The sequence below is a fragment of the Methylobacterium iners genome, assembly GCF_022179305.1.
In the GTDB taxonomy this organism is placed as follows: domain Bacteria; phylum Pseudomonadota; class Alphaproteobacteria; order Rhizobiales; family Beijerinckiaceae; genus Methylobacterium; species Methylobacterium iners.
Genome location: NZ_BPQP01000018.1, coordinates 56,242 through 72,009 on the forward strand (window position 1 = coordinate 56,242; position 15,768 = coordinate 72,009).

A 15,768-nucleotide genomic window follows, 5' to 3' on the forward strand; every position below is an offset into this window, starting at 1 on the left:
CGGCCTTAGTCGCTCCTCACCAGGGCGAGGGGAATGCCCTCACCGGCCCCTGATGCCGCCGACCAGCGAGCCGACGCCGCCGAGGAAGGTGCCGACCTCGCCGAGCGAGGCGCCGCCGCGCTGCGGCTGGGGCGGCGGTGCGGCCTGCCGCGGCTGCCCGGCATAGGCCTCCTGCGGCTGGCGACGCGGCCGAGGCGGCGCAGCGGAGCGAACCACGCTCGGCTTGGCGGCAAGGAGCTTCTGGTAGTCGGACTCGCTCTGCTCGGAGAGCGCGGCGTACTGGTTCTTGGTGAGATAGCCCGTCTCGGGGATCTCGCGGGTCTTCTGCCAGTTCGCGAGCGCCGCGCGGGTGCCGGGGCCGAACTTGCCCGTCGCGCCGCCCGGGTCGAAGCCGAGGGCCTTGAGGCGCTGCTGCACCTCGATCCGGTCCTTGGGGGCGTGCTTCAGCTCGGCTTCGGTCTTGGCCGTGCCGGCCTCGCTCTTGAGCGCCGTCTCGTCGATGGCCGACCGCGAGGTCGTGCTAGTGCCGCGGGCGATACGGTTCTTGGCGATCTGCGCGAAGTAGCCGTTCGGATGCGCCTCCAGGTAGGCCTTGTAGTCCTCGACGTTGTTGGAGCGCTCGGCCGCCTCCCAGAGCTTCATCTCGAAGGCCTGCGGGTTCAGGGTCGGCGCCACGGCGGTCGCCGGCATGTTCGCCATGCCGTCGGTGGTGCCCAGGGCCGCGACCTTGGTGGCCGCGCCGGCGGGCGCGGGGTTCAGGTAGAACTCGCCGATGATCGAGGTGTTGACCCAGGGACGCTGCTTCTCGTTCGTCGAGCGCCAGACGTCCTCCCGCACCCGGTCCATCACCGTGCTGATCGAGACGCCGGGCGATTCCATGTGCTTCAGGAGCGCGGTGGTGAAGGGGCTGTTCTGGCCGGCGGTGCCGTCGAGCGCGGTCTTGCCCGGGTCGGTGGCGAAGGCGATCATCGTGCCCGCGGCCGAGTTCACGGCGATCTCGCTCAGACCCGCGCCGACGGCGGCCGAGCGCGTCTTCATGGAGCGTGCCAGCTCCTTGGCGAAGGGGTTGTCGCGGCAGGCGTCGAGGATGACGACGTTGACGCGGTCCTCGCGCTGCATCTGGCGCAGGACGAGGCTGATGTTCATGGTCCGGAAGTCGAGGTCGGCCTCGCTCTTCACGATGGTGTCGGTAGGCAGGAGGTAGTTCTCGCCCGCCACCGCGACGCCGTGGCCGGCGTAGTAGACCAGGGCCACCTTGGCCCCGTCGAGCTTGGCCGCGTATTGGCCGACGACGCTGCGCATGGCGTCGAGCTTGAGGTCGTAGCCCTCGACCACGTCGAAGCCGATTCGCTTCAGCGCCGCGGCCATGGCCTTGGAATCGATCAGTGGGTTCTCCAGCGCGCCGAAATTCTCGTAGGCCGCATTGCCGATGACGAGAGCGACGCGCCGCTCCGACGTGGCCGCTTGCGCGGTGAGAGCAAGGGCAAGCCCTGCCAGGGTCGCGATCACCAGCCGTTGCAGCGCCCCGAGCGCGACGAAATACGCGGTGCCCATCCTCATAACCCCCTCATCGCGTGCGGCCTTCCCGAAGACGGCCGTACCTTCGACGCGCGGCGACATTCTGACACTCGTCGGTCAGGTTCAATCGGCGAAGCCTCCGTCGCCGCCGTCATCCAGCAGAATTTCTAGCTCCTGTTGCCGGTTTGTCATGTGCCAAGCGTCACCATTGCGCGCTGCGTAGCATTCGTCCTTTTCCAATCGCACGAATGCTGCGGATTTCGGGCATCCATCCTTGAAGAGTTGCTGATCGATTGGGGGAGGAGGTCCTTGCCATGAAGACCGTCCCGATCACATCGCTCGGCCTGCTGCGGGCCACGGACCTGTTCCAGGCCACCCGCAACGACCTGATCCGCCGCGGCGACACCGAGACCCGGCTCGTCACGGTGGCGGTGGACCGCCCCCTCGATCCGAGGCGCCCGTCGCTGGCGGCCGGCGAGGGCGCCCCATCGATCGGCCCCTCGGAGCGGCGGCTCGTGGATCTGCTGGTGTGACGCCAGGGGGGCGGACGTCACCGCTCCGACTCCATCCAAGATCCGTGAGCGACCGCGCCGAACGGGTTGGCCAGTCCAGCCCACGATGCTCACCCTGAGCCGCCGACGACACGGACCACGCTACGGCCGTTGCCGCGCTTCTCGACGCGGACCTGCACCGCGATGCGCTCGATCATCGCTGCGACGTGGGTAATGACGCCGACCTTGCGGCCCCGACCCTGCAGCGTCTCCAAGGCATCCACGGCGAGGTCGAGGGTCTCGGCGTCCAGCGAGCCGAAGCCCTCGTCGATGAACAGGGTGTCGACGAAAGCCTGCCGGCCCTCCAGCCCCGAGAGCGCGAGCGCCAGCGCCAGGGAGACCAGGAAGCGCTCGCCGCCCGAGAGACTTCGGGTGGCACGCAGCTCGTCGCCCATGTCCCGGTCGAGGACGTGGAGCGCGAGGTCGGAGGTCGGGCTGCGCGCCAGGCGATAGCGCGGCGAGAGGGTGCGCAGCTGGTCGTTGGCAAGCCCGATCAGGTGTTCGAGGGTGACGCCCTGCGCGAAGCGCCGGAACTTGTCGCCGCTCGCCGAGCCGATCGCCTCGTCCACCGCCTCCCAGGTCGCGAGTTCCCGGCGCCGCTCCGCGATCTGCGCTTCGAGATCGAGGGCCTCGCGCCGCCCGGCGGCATCGCGCGCGAGATCGGCGTCGATGGCGCCGAGGCGCCGCTGGCCAAGGGCGATGGCCTCGGCTGCCGTGGCGATCGCCGCCTCGGTCGTTGATCGGTCGATCGCGGGCTCGCCGCGCAGGGCCGCGAGGTCGGACCGCCGCGTCGCGCGCTCAGCCTTGGCCGCCTCGACGGCGCGACTGCGCGCCTCGACCGTGGCACGTAGTCCGGTGCGGATCTCTGGCGAAAGGGCGAGCCACTGCCTCACGGTCTCGACCGGTCGCGGGGCGCAAGCTGCGGCGAGCGCGGCGCTGGCGGCGGCGAAATTGGTGGCCGCGCGCGCCGCGGCAGCCTGGGCGGCGCCCCGAAGGGCTTGGACCGCGGCGACCCGAGTCGCCGCCTCGCCCGTCGCCTGCTCGGCGCGGACGCGAGCCTCCGAAGCCGTGCGGTGAAGCTCCGTAACGTGGTCGCGATGCGCCTCTGTCGCCTCGCCGTTGAGGAGGCCGGCGCGACGGTGCCTGAGCGCATCCCACGCGCCCGCTCGAAGATCCCTCGCGGCCTTGGCCTGAGTCAGGGCTCGCTCCGCAGCGGCGTGCCTCTCGGCCGCGACGGCGCGCTGTCGGGCCAGGTCACCGAGCCTGACGTCGTGATCGCGGCGGCGATCGCACAGCGTGCGGTGCACCGCGACGAGGTCCTCGATCGTGCGGACCACGGCATTCGGATCGAGGTCGAGGTCAGTGGTCGTGAGCGCAGATGCGGCGAGACAGGGCGCGATCTCGCGCTCCAGCGCCGTGATCCGATCGGTAAGCTCGGTGGCCCGGCCCGCCAGGTTCTCACCCCGGAGGGCCGCCGCATGGGCCCGGGCGCGATGCCCATCGAGGGCCGCCCGGCCCGCGTCGATGACCTCTCCCGCAGTCTCGACCGCCTCCGCCGCGCTCGCCGCCTCCGTTCGCAGCTCGGCCGCCCGCGCAAGCGTCACCTCCAACCCGGAGCGGAGCGCCTGGACAGCCTCGCCGAGGCCCGCCAACGAGGACACGGCGGCGGCGCCGAGCACCGGCGGCAGCGCAACCTCGACGCCGGCTGCGTCGCCGGCGGCCTCGATGGCGGGACGCAGCGCGGCATAGGCCGCGGCCGCCTCGGCCATGTGTCGACCCATCGCCGCGCCCATGCTCTCGGCCTGCGCGACCCGAGCCTCCTCGGTCGCGTGCTCCACGGCCGCGGCACGCATGGCCGCGCTCGACTGGCGAAGCGCCGCGTCGAGGGCGGCGCGGCGCTCGGCCATCGCCGCGGCCAGGCGCGACAACCGGTCGTCGGACCCGACATGAGGGTGATGCCCTGCCCCGCAGACGGGGCAGGGTTCGCCCGGCACGAGCAGGCTGCGCAGGTGGATCGCACCCTCGGAGACGCTTCCGTCGGCGAGGTCCGCGAGCGTCGTGATCTCGCGCCGCGCCGCTTCGGCTGCCGTTTGCGCCGCGCGCGCCTCCCTCTGCCGCACCAGCGCCGCCGCAACCGCGGCGCGGCCCCGCGCCGCGTCCTGCTCCGTGGAGGCGAGCGTGTCGGCCGACGCGGCGTAGCCCACGGCCAGGCTCGATGCCGCGCGCGTGCGATCGAGAAGGTCGGCGAGGGCCAGGTCGCGCTCGCGGGTCCCCTCCGCCTGGAGCGCAGCGAGCTCCGCCTCGCTGGAGAGGCGCCGCGCCCGATCCCGCTGACGCTCCGCCTCGGCTTCCAGGATACGCTGCGACGCCTCGGCCGCATGGTCCTCGGCCGCCTGCCTCTCGGCGGATGCGAGCGCCAGGGCAGCGGTGGCCTCGGAGAGGTCCTGCCGAAGGCCCGCCCGCTCCTCGAACATCGAGGCGATGTCGTCGCGCCGGCCCGCGAGGAAGGCAGCGCCGCTCTCGGCAGCGAGCCGTTCGACGATGACGGCGAGGGCGGCGGCCTCCTCGGCGACGACACCGTCCAGGAGCGTCAAGCCGTCCTCGGCGGACCGGAGCAGGGCCTCGGCGTCTTGCTGGGCCTTCGCAGCTTCCGCCGCTAGGGCCGCGGCATGGGCAATGTCGCGATCGAGGCCGGCGGCTTCGGCCCAAAGCGGTCCGAACGCCGCGAGGGCGGCCTCGGTCTCCGCCTCTCCGTGCCGGGCGGCCGTCAAGAGTTCCGCGGCCTCGAAAGCCGCAGCCTCGGCTTGGGACAGGTCGGTTCCTGCCATCGCGAGAGCCGCAGACGCGTCCGCAGCGGCACGCTCGGCCGCATCGGCGGCCTCGGCGAGGGGGCGAAGGGCCTCCACGGCGTCGAGCTCGGCCAGACGGGTTGCCTCGGCGGTGTTGGCCGCGAGCTCGGCCTCCGCAGCCTCAAGGCGGCGCTGCACCTCGGCGAGCTGCCCCCGAGCCGCCGCCATCCGGTCGGCCCGCTCCAGAGCCCGATGCAGGTCCTGCTGATCCCCCGACAGACGAGCGAGATCGGCGGCGATCCCTCCGCGCTCCGCGAGGGCGCCTTCCCGAAATTCGGGGTCGAGGAGGCCGATGGCGTCGCGCCGAACCTCGAGCGTTCGGACCGCCGAGCGCACGGCCTCGGTTCCCGCATGGACCCGCTTCGAGATCTCCGAGTAGATCGCCGTGCCGGTGATCTTCTCGAGGAGTTCGGCGCGCTCGCTCTCGGCCGCGAGCAGGAAGGCATCGAACTCGCCCTGCGCCAGGAGCACGGTCCGACGGAACTGGTCGAAGGTGAGATCCGTGCGCTGCTCGATGGCGGCGGCGACGGCGTTCTTGCCGGATTCGACCGCGCTGCCGTCGTCGAGGCGGTGGAGCATGCGCCGGTCGTGCTGAAGGCGTCCGTCCGCCCGGCCGCGGGCGCGAAACGCCTCCCAGCGCACCCGGTAGGGCACGCCGTCCTGGCCGACGAAATCCACCTCGGCGAAGCCCGAGGCCGCGCCCCGGCGCAGGATCGCGCGGCCGTCGTTCGAGCCGAGCGTGTCGCCGCTCGGATCAGGCGTGTCCTCGCGGCGTCCTCCCGCGACGCGAGGGTAGCGGCCGTAGAGCGCGAGGCAGAGGGCATCGAGGATCGTCGATTTTCCGGCGCCGGTCTCCCCCGTGATCGCAAAGATGCCGGTGGTGCCGAGCGGATCGGCCGAGAGGTCGACGGCGAACGGAGCGGCGAGGCTCGCGAGGTTCCCGCCGCGGATCGCAAGGATACGCACGTGACTTCATCCTGATCACCCGCGCCTGACCCGAGCGGGCGGTGTCCCTGGCACGAACACTTGGCTACGACCCTGGCTACGACCTTTGACAGGGCATCGCCACCATGCAATCCGACCTGATGTCCCCTCCGGTGCCGGCCCCCGCCCCGATGACGTTTCCGGCCGGGCGACCGTGCGTGAGGCCTGGGCCGTGACGGCTCCGCTCTCATCCGGGGGAGGCGCCAGCGGCGCCCTGATCCGGGGCCGCGACTGGTCGGAGACCTCGCTCGGTCCCACGGAGACTTGGCCGCAGGCGCTGCGCCTCCTCACCGACGTGATGCTCGACGCCAACCAGCCGATGTTCATCGCCTGGGGCGCCGACCTCGTCCTGCTCTACAACGATCCTTACGCCGAGATCCTGGGGAAGAAGCATCCGGCGGCGATGGGCGGACGCTTCTTCGACGTCTGGCACGAAATCCGCCGGGACCTCGAACCCATCGTGGCCCAGGCCCTGTCGGGACAATCCGTCCACATGGCGGACCTCACCCTCGTGATGGAGCGCAAGGGCTACCCGGAAGAGACGCATTTCTCGTTCTCCTACACGCCGGTGCGCGATGGGGCAGGCGGCGTCGGGGGGTTCTTCTGCGCCTGCGCGGAGATCACCGGCCAGGTCATGGCGGAGCGGCGTCTGCGCGAGAGCGAGGAGCGCCTGCGCCTCGTCCTCGAAACGGCCACGGACCACGTGATCTTCACGACCGACACGAACGGCGTCGTCACGAGCTGGTCGGCAGGGGCCGAGGCCGTCCTCGGCTGGCGCGCCGAGACTGCCAAAGGACGATCCGCGTCGATGATCTTCACGCCGGAAGATCGCGCGGCCGGAGCCGACAGGCAGGAACTCGCCACGGCCGCGCGCAACGGCTGCGCCAACGACGAACGTTGGCACCTGCGCGCCGACGGCACACGCGTGTTCCTCGACGGATCGATGCACGCCCTGCCGGATGGCCAGGGCTTCATCAAGATCGCCCGCGACGAGACCCTGCGCCGACAGCAGGCCGAGGCCCTGGCGGAGAGCGAGGCGCGCTTCCGCAACATGGCCGACCACGCCCCCGTCATGATGTGGGTGACCGATCCCAGCGGCTCCTGCACCTACCTCAACCGAAGCTGGTACGAGTTCACGGGGCAGACCGAGGCCGAAGCGCTCGGAATGGGCTGGACCAAGGCGACCCATCCCGACGACGAGGCGCTGGCCGCGGAGACCTTTCTCTCCGCCAATGCCCGGCAGGCGCCGTTCCGGGTCGAGTACCGCCTGCGCCGCGCCGACGGGGCCTACCGGCTCGCCATCGACGCGGCGAGTCCGCGCTTCGGCCCGGGGGGCGAGTTCCTCGGGTATGTTGGATCGGTCATCGACATCGACGAGCGCCGCGAAGCCGAGGAGCGCCTGCGCGAGAGCGAAACGCGCGCCCGCGAACTCGCCGCGCAGCAGACGGCGACGCTGGGGCAGCTCGCGGAGGGCGTCATCGTCACGGACGCGGAGGGCCGGGTCACCCTCGTCAACGAGGCGGCGGCGCGCATCCACGGCGTCAGGCGCCTCGACGTGGCGCCGGAGGACTATGCCGAGACCTACCATCTGCTCACCGAGGACGGCCGGCCCTATCCGACGGACGATCTGGCGCTGACCCGCGCGGTGCGGGGGGAGGTCGTGCTCGACGCGCGCTGGCGCATCCGTCACCCGGACGGGACGCAGATCGTGGCCGTCGGCAATGCCCGGCCCGTCCGCGACGGGGCCGGCACGCAGATCGGCGCCGTCCTCACCCTGCGCGACGAAACCGCCCGCGTAGCGGCGGAGGCCGCCCTGCGCGAGCTCAACGAGACCCTGGAGGCGCGTGTCGAGGAGCGCACGCACGAGCGGGATAGGGCCTGGAAGAACTCCCGCGACCTCCAGATCGTCGTGGACATGGAGGGTGTCTTCCGTGCGGCGAACGAGGCCTGGACAACGATCCTGGGCTGGCCGCCGGAGGACATGGTCGGGCGCAGCTTCCTCGACTTCATCCATCCCGAGGACCACCATTCGAGCCGGGATGCGCTGGCGACGGCCTCGGTCGAGGAGCTTCCTACCTACGAGAACCGCTACCGCCACAAGGACGGAAGCTACCGCTGGATCTCGTGGGTCGCGGCGCCCGAGGAGGGTTTGATCTACGCCAGCGGCCGCCACGTCACGGCCGAGAGGGAGGCCGCCGCGACGCTCGCCGCGACGCAGGAGGCCTTGCGGCAGTCGCAGAAGATGGAGGCGGTCGGCCAGCTCACCGGCGGCATCGCCCACGACTTCAACAACCTGCTCGCCGGCATCTCGGGAAGCCTCGAACTCCTGCAGACGCGCATGGCGCAGGGCCGGATGACCGACCTCGACCGCTACCTCAACGCGGCGCAGGGCGCGGCCAAGCGCGCCGCGGCGCTGACGCACCGCCTACTCGCCTTCTCGCGCCGGCAGACGCTGGACCCGAAATCCATCAACGTGAACGCGTTGATCATGGGCATGGACGACCTGATCCGTCGCACGGTCGGCCCGTCGATCGCCGTCGAGGTGGTCGGCGCGACCGGCCTGTGGCCGGCGCTCGTCGATCCGCCCCAGCTCGAGAACGCCCTCCTGAACCTCTGCATCAACGCCCGCGATGCGATGCCCGACGGCGGACGCATCACCATCGAGACCGCCAACAAGTGGATGGACGAGCGCGGCGCCCGGGAGCGCGACCTGCCGCCGGGCCAGTACCTGTCGCTCTGCGTCACCGATACGGGCACCGGCATGAGCCCGGAGGTGGCGGCGCGGGCCTTCGACCCCTTCTTCACCACCAAGCTCATCGGCAAGGGCACGGGCCTGGGCCTCTCGATGATCTACGGGTTTGCCCGGCAATCGGGCGGGCAGGTCCGGATCTACACGGAGGAGGGCCAGGGCACGACGATGTGCATCTACCTGCCCCGCCATTACGGCGCCGAGGCCGGCGCAATGCCAGACGCCGATCTCAGCGCTGCGCCGCGGGCCGAGCAGGGCCAGACTGTCCTCGTCGTCGATGACGAGCCGACCGTGCGCATGCTGGTGACGGAGGTGCTGGAGGAACTCGGCTACACCGCGATCGAGGCGGCGGACGGCACGGCGGGCCTGAAGGTGCTGCAATCGGACGTGCGCATCGACCTGCTCGTCACCGATGTCGGCCTGCCCGGCGGCATGAACGGCCGCCAGATGGCCGATGCGGGCCGGGTCGCGCGGCCCAAGCTGAAGGTGCTGTTCATCACCGGCTACGCGGAGAACGCCGTCATCGGCAACGGCCACTTGGAGCCGGGCATGCAGGTGCTCACCAAGCCCTTCGTGATGGAGGCGCTGGCGAGCCGGATCAAGGATCTGATCGCGTACGGGTGAAGACCGCCCGGGCCGGTGCCCGGGCGGATCGTTGTGAAAGCCTCAGTCGCAGCGCTCCTTGGTGACCGTCTTGCGGTCGCCGACTTCGTTCTCCTTCGAGACGGTCTTGGTGGAGCAGCCGTCGCTCGACTCGCGCCGCTCGACCGTACGGGTCTCGGAGGCGGGGCGGTCGACCACGACATCCGTCCGGTCGCGCTCGATCACCGTCGTCTGCGCGGTGACGGCGGAGGCGCCGAGGATCGTCGCGAGGGCAGCGCCGGCAAGAAGGGATATGCGCATGTTGTTCTCCGATGGGGAGTGGAACTGCGCCAGCAACGACGTTGCCGGGAAAACCGTTCCACTCGCGCTTGTCTTCGGTGTGCTTTTCGCTGAGCTCGCCCTAGCTTGGCCGTGGAATGGTCACGCCCGCGAACAACTTTCGATGAGCGCGCCCGGCGTGGCGTTCAACCTTCGATCCGCGAGAAGTCCGCGACTTCGAGCGTCGCGGCCCGCAGAGCGTTGAGGAGGGCGAGGCGGTTCGCCCGCAAGGCTGGGTCCTCGGCGTTCACCGTCACCTTGTCGAAGAAGGCATCCACCGGCGCGCGCAGGGTCGAGAGCGCCTGCATGGCGCCGGCGAAATCCTCCGTCGCGACCGCACGGGATGCGGCTTCCCGGGCCGCGACCAGGGCTTCCGACAAGGCGCGCTCCTCCGGCTCGCCCTGGGCGGCGAGCGCAGTATCAGGCTCGGCCTCGTAGCTGCGGCCGTCCTTCTTCTCCTCGATGCGCAGGATGTTGGCGGCGCGCTTGTAGCCGGCGAGCAGGTTTTTTCCATCCTCGGTTTCGAGGAATGTGCCGAGGGCTTCGACGCGGCGGACGACCATGAGGAGGTCGTCCTGGCCGGGTAGGGCGAAGACGGCGTCGATGAGGTCGTGGCGCGCGCCCTGGTCGCGAAGGTAGACTTTGAGACGGTCGGCGAAGAAGACAAGTATTGATTGGCTTTCTAGGCCAGAAAACTTTTCCAATCGTGCAATAAATTTATCATTGAAATTTGATTTTATACTCTCAAGAAGTCCGAGATCATAAGCATCGATTGTTTCTAGAGCAAATCCATGCAGCCAGTAAATCTGTTTAGCGAGCTCCGTTGCCCGTTCAGCGGCCTCCCGTTCATCCTCAACGTAAATCATCAAGCCAAGCTGCTGCCTGGCAATTAAAATATACTGCTGAATGTTCTCATCTTTTGCGTACGAACCGAAGTCTTGATATCGACTTTCTGACCTATGAAAATCGATTGATCTAAATAGAAGTTCGCGATTTTTCGAGAGCAAACCGTCGAAATTCAAGAACCTTGCAGGTATTGCAAAATTTTCTACAATCTCCGCGGAGCGAGACTCGGTGTTTTCAACCGGCTTTTCGTCAATAAAGGCTTCAATCTGAGCCCCTTGTCTGGCCAGAAGCCAAGCAAACATCTTTGAAGACAAAGAAGCGATTTTGATCCGATGCTCGTTTGCGAGAATTATCCGGATCACACCCAACGCCGCCCGCCGCAGGGCATACGGGTCCTTACTCCCTGTAGGCGTCTCGTCGATTGCCCAGAACCCGACTAGCGTATCGAGCTTGTCCGCCAGCGCCACGGCCACCGAGACCGGATCGGTCGGCACCCGGTCGCTCGGGCCAACGGGCTTGTAATGCTCCTCGATCGCCGCCGCGACGCTCGGGTGCTCGCCCTGCAGCTCGGCGTAGCGCCGCCCCATCAGCCCCTGAAGCTCGGGGAACTCGCCCACCATCTCGGTGACGAGGTCGGTCTTGGCGAGGAGCGCCGCCCGCTCAGCGCGGTCCGGATTGGCGCCGACGATCGGCGCGAGCTCGCGCGCCAGCGCCGCGATGCGGGCGACCCGCTCGCCCTGGGTGCCGAGCTTCTCGTGGAAGACGATGCTGTCGAGCTTCGGGAGCCGGCTTTCCAACGGGATCGCCTTGTCCGTATCCCAGAAGAACTTCGCGTCCGAGAGGCGGGCGCGGACCACGCGTTCGTTGCCCGCGGTGATCGCGAGGCCGCCGTCGCTGGCGACGAGGTTCGAGGTCAGGATGAAGGCGGGCGCCAGGCGCTCGCTGCCGGCCTCGCGCAGCACGAAGCATTTCTGGTTGGCGCGGATCGTGGCGCGCACGGCCTCGGGCGGAATCTCGAGGAAGCTCGGATCGAAGGAGCCCACCAGCACCACGGGCCACTCGACGAGCCCGGCGACCTCTTCCAGCAGGCCCTCGTCCTCGACGAGTTCGAGGCCGCGCGCGAAGGCGAGGTCGCGGGCATCGTGCAGGATGATGTCCTTGCGCCGGTCCGCGTCGAGGACGACGTGGGCGCGCTCCAGCGCCTGGACGTAATCGTCGAAGCGGCGCACCTCGATCGGGTCCGGCTTCAGGAAGCGGTGGCCGTAGGTGGTCGTGCCGGCCGCGATCCCGTCGACGGCGAAGGGGACCACGTCGGGCGTCTCGGTCTCGGGGCCGAAGGTCGCCACGATCGATTGCAGCGGGCGCACCCAGCGCAGGGCGCCGGGCTTCGCCGAGGCCGCGCCCCAGCGCATGGATTTCGGCCAGGGAAAGCCCCGGATGATCTCCGGCAGGATCTCGGCCAGCACGTCGAGCGTCGGGCGGCCGGGCCGCTCGATCTTCGCGACGTAGAACTCGCCCTTCTTCGGATCGCTGACGATGGTCGCCTCGTCGAGGCTCGTCAGCCCCGCGCTCTTCAGGAAGCCCTGGACCGCCCCGTCGGGGGCACCGACGCGGGGGCCCTTGCGCTCCTCGCGCACGTCCTGGCCGCGCGCCGGCAGGCCAGCGACGTGGAGGGCGAGGCGGCGGGGCGTCGCGAAGGCCTTGGCGCCCTCGTAAAGGAAGCCGCGCGCGACCAGCGCGTCCGTGACGAGCTTGCGCAGGTCGTCGGCCGCGCGCCGCTGCATGCGGGCGGGGATCTCTTCGGAGCGGAGTTCGAGGAGCAGATCGGGCATGGCTTGGCGGGCTGCGGCCTGGACGCGGAGGCCGCGTCAGGGATTCGTGGGGCCGGCGGGCCCGGCGACGAGGTGCCCGTGTAGAGAGGCGGGACAGGCGTGTCGAGGACGGCGCCCGCTACTGCAGGGGCGCCGACATGATCTCCATGAGCCGCCAGCGCTCCTTCCTGAGGGAGCGCACATCCGCCACGAGCCAGCGGCCGCCCTCCTTCACGAGATCGTAGCGCAGGTCCTGCGGCGTGAAGTTCTTGAAGCGGGCCTGGATCTCGGCCCTGGTCTCGTCCTGCGAGACGAGGGTGAGCGAGAGGGTCTTCGCCCAGCCCGGCTCCGTATCCTGCCCGTTGACGTGGTAGGCGAAGCCGAGGCGCCCGACCTCGCCTTGGGCCTCCTTGGCATCCCTCTCGAAGAGCGTGCGCAAGGTCTTGGCGAAGAAGCGGAGTTCGGTGGCGTCATCCTTCGCGTAGAGCGCGCGCACCGTCTCGACCGGGTCGGTCGTCGACTGAGCCAGGGCCGGCAGCGTGAACAGGGCGAGGAGGAGGGCGAGGGCGAGGCGCATGGATCGTCGAAGGCTCTCTATGGGTGATCGTCAGCCGCGGCGATCCCCGGCCTAAGCGCCACCGCCCGCCGTCCGGAGCCAGGCCGCCCCACACGCCTTCGCCAGTTCGCGGACTCGCAAGATATAGCTCTGTCGCTCGGTCACCGAGATCACGCCGCGGGCGTCGAGCAGGTTGAAGACGTGGCTCGCCTTGATGCACTGATCGTAGGCCGGCTGGGCCATGCGGTGGCGACCGGCCTCGTCCTCGGGCGCCCCGGCCTCAAGGTAGGTGCGGCAGGCTTTCTCCGCGTCCGTGAACTGGCGAAAGAGCATCGCCGTGTCGGCCACCTCGAAATTGTGCCGCGAATATTCCTGCTCGGCCTGGAGGAAGACCTCGCCGTAGCTCACCCGCTCGTCGCCCAAGCCGCCGTTGAAGTTCAGGTCGTAGACGTTCTCGACGCCCTGGACGTACATGGCGAGCCGCTCGAGCCCGTAGGTCAGCTCGCCCGCCACCGGCGCGCATTCGAAGCCGGCGACCTGCTGGAAGTAGGTGAACTGGCTCACCTCCATGCCGTCGCACCAGCATTCCCACCCGAGGCCCCAGGCACCGAGCGTCGGGCTCTCCCAGTCGTCCTCGACGAAGCGGATGTCGTGGAGCTTGAGATCGACGCCGATGGCGTCGAGGGAGGCGAGGTAGAGCTCCTGCAGGTTCGGCGGGTTCGGCTTCAGGATGACCTGGAACTGGTAGTAGTGCTGCAGCCGGTTCGGGTTCTCGCCGTAGCGGCCATCCTTGGGGCGGCGCGAGGGCTGCACGTAGGCGGCCTTCCAGGGCTTCGGTCCGAGAGCCCGCAGCGTTGTCGCCGGGTGGAAGGTGCCGGCTCCCACCTCCATGTCGTAGGGCTGCAGGATCACGCAGCCCTGCGCGGCCCAGAAATTCTGCAGCGTCAGGATCAGGCCCTGGAACGAGGTTCGGGGTGCGAGGTCGACGGCGCTCGACATGGGCGGTCCGGGTCGGGGGAGGGGGCGCCCCTGCGTTTACGGCCGGCGCCCACCCTGTCAACCGCCCGGTCGGATCATCGTCCGACGAGGGTCGAGTTCCCTGAGCCGCCTCACGCCGCCCAGGGCTTGAGAAGGTCGGGCGTGAGAAGCCCCTCGCTTCCTTCGACGTCCTTCGCCACGCCGTGGGACGCCTTGAGGCCGTTCGGATAGCCGCTCCGCCCGCGGTAGTTCCCGATATGGCGCAAGGGCGCCGCGGTCTGCCGGGTGAGCTGGTCGGCGCAGATCACGTCCAGCGCCGTGACGCCGGCCACCGCCGCCACCGCGAGCAGGAGGTTGTCCTTCCTCGGATTGCCGTCATAGGCCGCGGCCAGGGTAGCGAGGTCGAGGGCATCGCCCGCGACCCGGCCCCAGACCCAGGGCATCGGATCCTCGCTCGCGAGGAGGCCGATGCCGGTGCCGATCTCACGCAGGCCGTAGGCCTGGATCAGCCCTTCCTGGCCCTGCATGCCGAGGGCGCGGGCCAGCGCGCGGGGTGCCAGCACCTCCGCGGCCCCGAGGACGAGCGAAAATACGCCGAGGCCGCGGGCGAGGGTGTCGGTGCCCTGGGCAGGATGGCCACGGCGGCGGGAACGGGGACCTTCGTAGCGCATGGGGCCTGGATCCTTTTCACAAGGTTGGAGCGCGCAACCCTCCCCTCTGCGGGGGAGGGTTGATGCGTCGGCTCAGGGGCGGATCACGACCTTGATGCAGCCGTCCTTCTTGTCGCGGAAGGTCTTGTACATCGCAGGCCCGTCTTCGAGCCCGACCCGATGGGTGATCACGAAGGAGGGGTCGATCTGGCCCTCCTCGATCCGGCGCAGGAGGTCGTCGGTCCAGCGGTTCACGTGGGTCTGGCCCGTGCGCATGGTCAGGCCCTTGTTCATGAAGGCGCCCATCGGGACCTTGTCGATGAGCCCGCCATAGACGCCGGGCACCGAGAGCGTGCCGGCCGGGCGGCAGACATAGATCATCTCGCGCAGCACGTGCGGGCGGTCGCTCTCGAGCATCACCGCCTGCTTGGCGCGGTCGTACATCGCGTCGATCGTCGCCGTGGCATGCGCCTCCATGCCGACGGAATCGATGCACTTCTCGGGGCCCTTGCCGGCCGTCATCTGGAAGAGGCGCTCGATCACGCTCTCCTCCGAGAAGTTGATCGTGCTGGCGCCGCCGGCGCGGGCCATTTCGAGGCGCTCGGGCACGTTGTCGATGCAGACCACGTGCTTGGCGCCCAGCAGGATGGCGGAGCGGATCGCCATCTGCCCGACCGGACCGGCGCCCCAGATCGCCACGGTGTCGGTCGGCTGGATGTCGCATTGGACGGCGGCCTGCCAGCCGGTGGGGAAGATGTCGGACAGGAACAGGAGTTGCTCATCCGAGAGCGTGCTCGGCACCTTAATATGGGTCTTGTCGGCGAAGGGCACCCGCAGGTACTCGGCCTGGCCGCCCGGATAGCCGCCGGTGATGTGCGTGTAGCCGAACAGCCCTGCCGTGGTGTGGCCAAAGGCCTTGGCCGCCATGTGCTTGTTGCGGTTGGTGCGCTCGCAGACCGAGAAGAAGCCGCGCTTGCACTGGTCGCACTCGCCGCAGATGATCGTGAAGGGGATGACGACCCGGTCGCCGACCTTGAGTGCGTCCTTGGCGCCTTTGCCGACCTCGACGACCTCACCCATGGTCTCGTGGCCCATGATGTCGCCCTTCTCCATGCCGGGCATGAAGTGGTCGTAGAGGTGCAGGTCCGAGCCGCAGATGGCGCAGGAGGTCACCTTGATGATCGCATCGCGGTCCTGCTCGATCTTGGGATCGGGAACCGTGTCGCAGCGGATGTCCTGCGCCCCGTGCCAGACGAGTGCTCTCATGGGGTGTTTCCTCGGCGGTTCTTGTTGGCGTTTCCTCCTACGAACCAGCGAGAACCCTCGATGTTTCCAAGCAAATCCCTGCGCGGCCT

General features: G+C 69.4%; 9 protein-coding genes and 2 pseudogenes. 2 read left to right on the plus strand and 9 right to left on the minus strand.

Going from position 1 to position 15,768, the window contains the following annotated elements; all coding sequences use genetic code 11:
• Positions 1 to 39: 39 nt before the first annotated feature.
• A complete protein-coding gene (locus MFF55_RS06335; protein ID WP_238243237.1) occupies positions 40 to 1,560 on the minus strand; it encodes a caspase family protein in 1,521 nt (506 codons plus the stop codon).
• Positions 1,561 to 1,832: 272 nt separating this feature from the next.
• Here MFF55_RS06335 and MFF55_RS06340 point away from each other — a divergent pair, with 272 nt between their 5' ends.
• On the plus strand, positions 1,833 to 2,051 hold the full coding sequence (locus tag MFF55_RS06340) for a hypothetical protein (RefSeq protein WP_238243238.1): 219 nt from the start codon (positions 1,833 to 1,835) through the stop codon (positions 2,049 to 2,051).
• 89 nt (positions 2,052 to 2,140) lie between these two features.
• Here the strand turns inward: MFF55_RS06340 and MFF55_RS26740 are convergent, their stop codons facing one another.
• On the minus strand, positions 2,141 to 5,884 hold the full coding sequence (locus tag MFF55_RS26740; RefSeq protein ID WP_283206706.1) for an AAA family ATPase: 3,744 nt from the start codon (positions 5,882 to 5,884) through the stop codon (positions 2,141 to 2,143).
• A gap of 190 nt (positions 5,885 to 6,074) precedes the next feature.
• Between MFF55_RS26740 and MFF55_RS06360 the strand changes: the two genes are divergently transcribed.
• Positions 6,075 to 9,275, plus strand: a complete 3,201-nt coding sequence (locus MFF55_RS06360; protein ID WP_238243239.1) for a hybrid sensor histidine kinase/response regulator — start codon at positions 6,075 to 6,077, stop codon at positions 9,273 to 9,275.
• Between the two features lie 42 nt (positions 9,276 to 9,317).
• Here the strand turns inward: MFF55_RS06360 and MFF55_RS06365 are convergent, their stop codons facing one another.
• The 7 genes and pseudogenes from MFF55_RS06365 to MFF55_RS06390 all read right to left on the minus strand — a co-directional run bounded on the left by MFF55_RS06365 (position 9,318) and on the right by MFF55_RS06390 (position 15,679).
• A complete protein-coding gene (locus MFF55_RS06365; protein WP_238243240.1) occupies positions 9,318 to 9,554 on the minus strand; it encodes a hypothetical protein in 237 nt (78 codons plus the stop codon).
• Between the two features lie 164 nt (positions 9,555 to 9,718).
• Positions 9,719 to 10,240, minus strand: a pseudogene (locus MFF55_RS27270) (DALR anticodon-binding domain-containing protein); the annotation flags it as partial.
• A gap of 474 nt (positions 10,241 to 10,714) precedes the next feature.
• Positions 10,715 to 12,250: pseudogene (gene glyS / locus MFF55_RS27275) on the minus strand (glycine--tRNA ligase subunit beta); the annotation flags it as partial.
• A 118-nt stretch (positions 12,251 to 12,368) separates the two neighbouring features.
• Entirely contained in the window at positions 12,369 to 12,806 is a 438-nt protein-coding gene (locus MFF55_RS06375; RefSeq protein WP_238243242.1) for a DUF3828 domain-containing protein, read from the minus strand.
• A 51-nt stretch (positions 12,807 to 12,857) separates the two neighbouring features.
• Positions 12,858 to 13,784: a glycine--tRNA ligase subunit alpha gene (locus tag MFF55_RS06380; protein WP_238243243.1), complete on the minus strand. Its 927-nt coding sequence runs from the start codon at positions 13,782 to 13,784 to the stop codon at positions 12,858 to 12,860.
• Positions 13,785 to 13,894: 110 nt separating this feature from the next.
• Positions 13,895 to 14,434, minus strand: a complete 540-nt coding sequence (locus tag MFF55_RS06385) for a cyclase dehydrase (protein WP_238243244.1) — start codon at positions 14,432 to 14,434, stop codon at positions 13,895 to 13,897.
• Positions 14,435 to 14,506: 72 nt separating this feature from the next.
• A complete protein-coding gene (locus tag MFF55_RS06390) occupies positions 14,507 to 15,679 on the minus strand; it encodes a zinc-dependent alcohol dehydrogenase (RefSeq protein ID WP_238243245.1) in 1,173 nt (390 codons plus the stop codon).
• Positions 15,680 to 15,768: the final 89 nt, after the last annotated feature.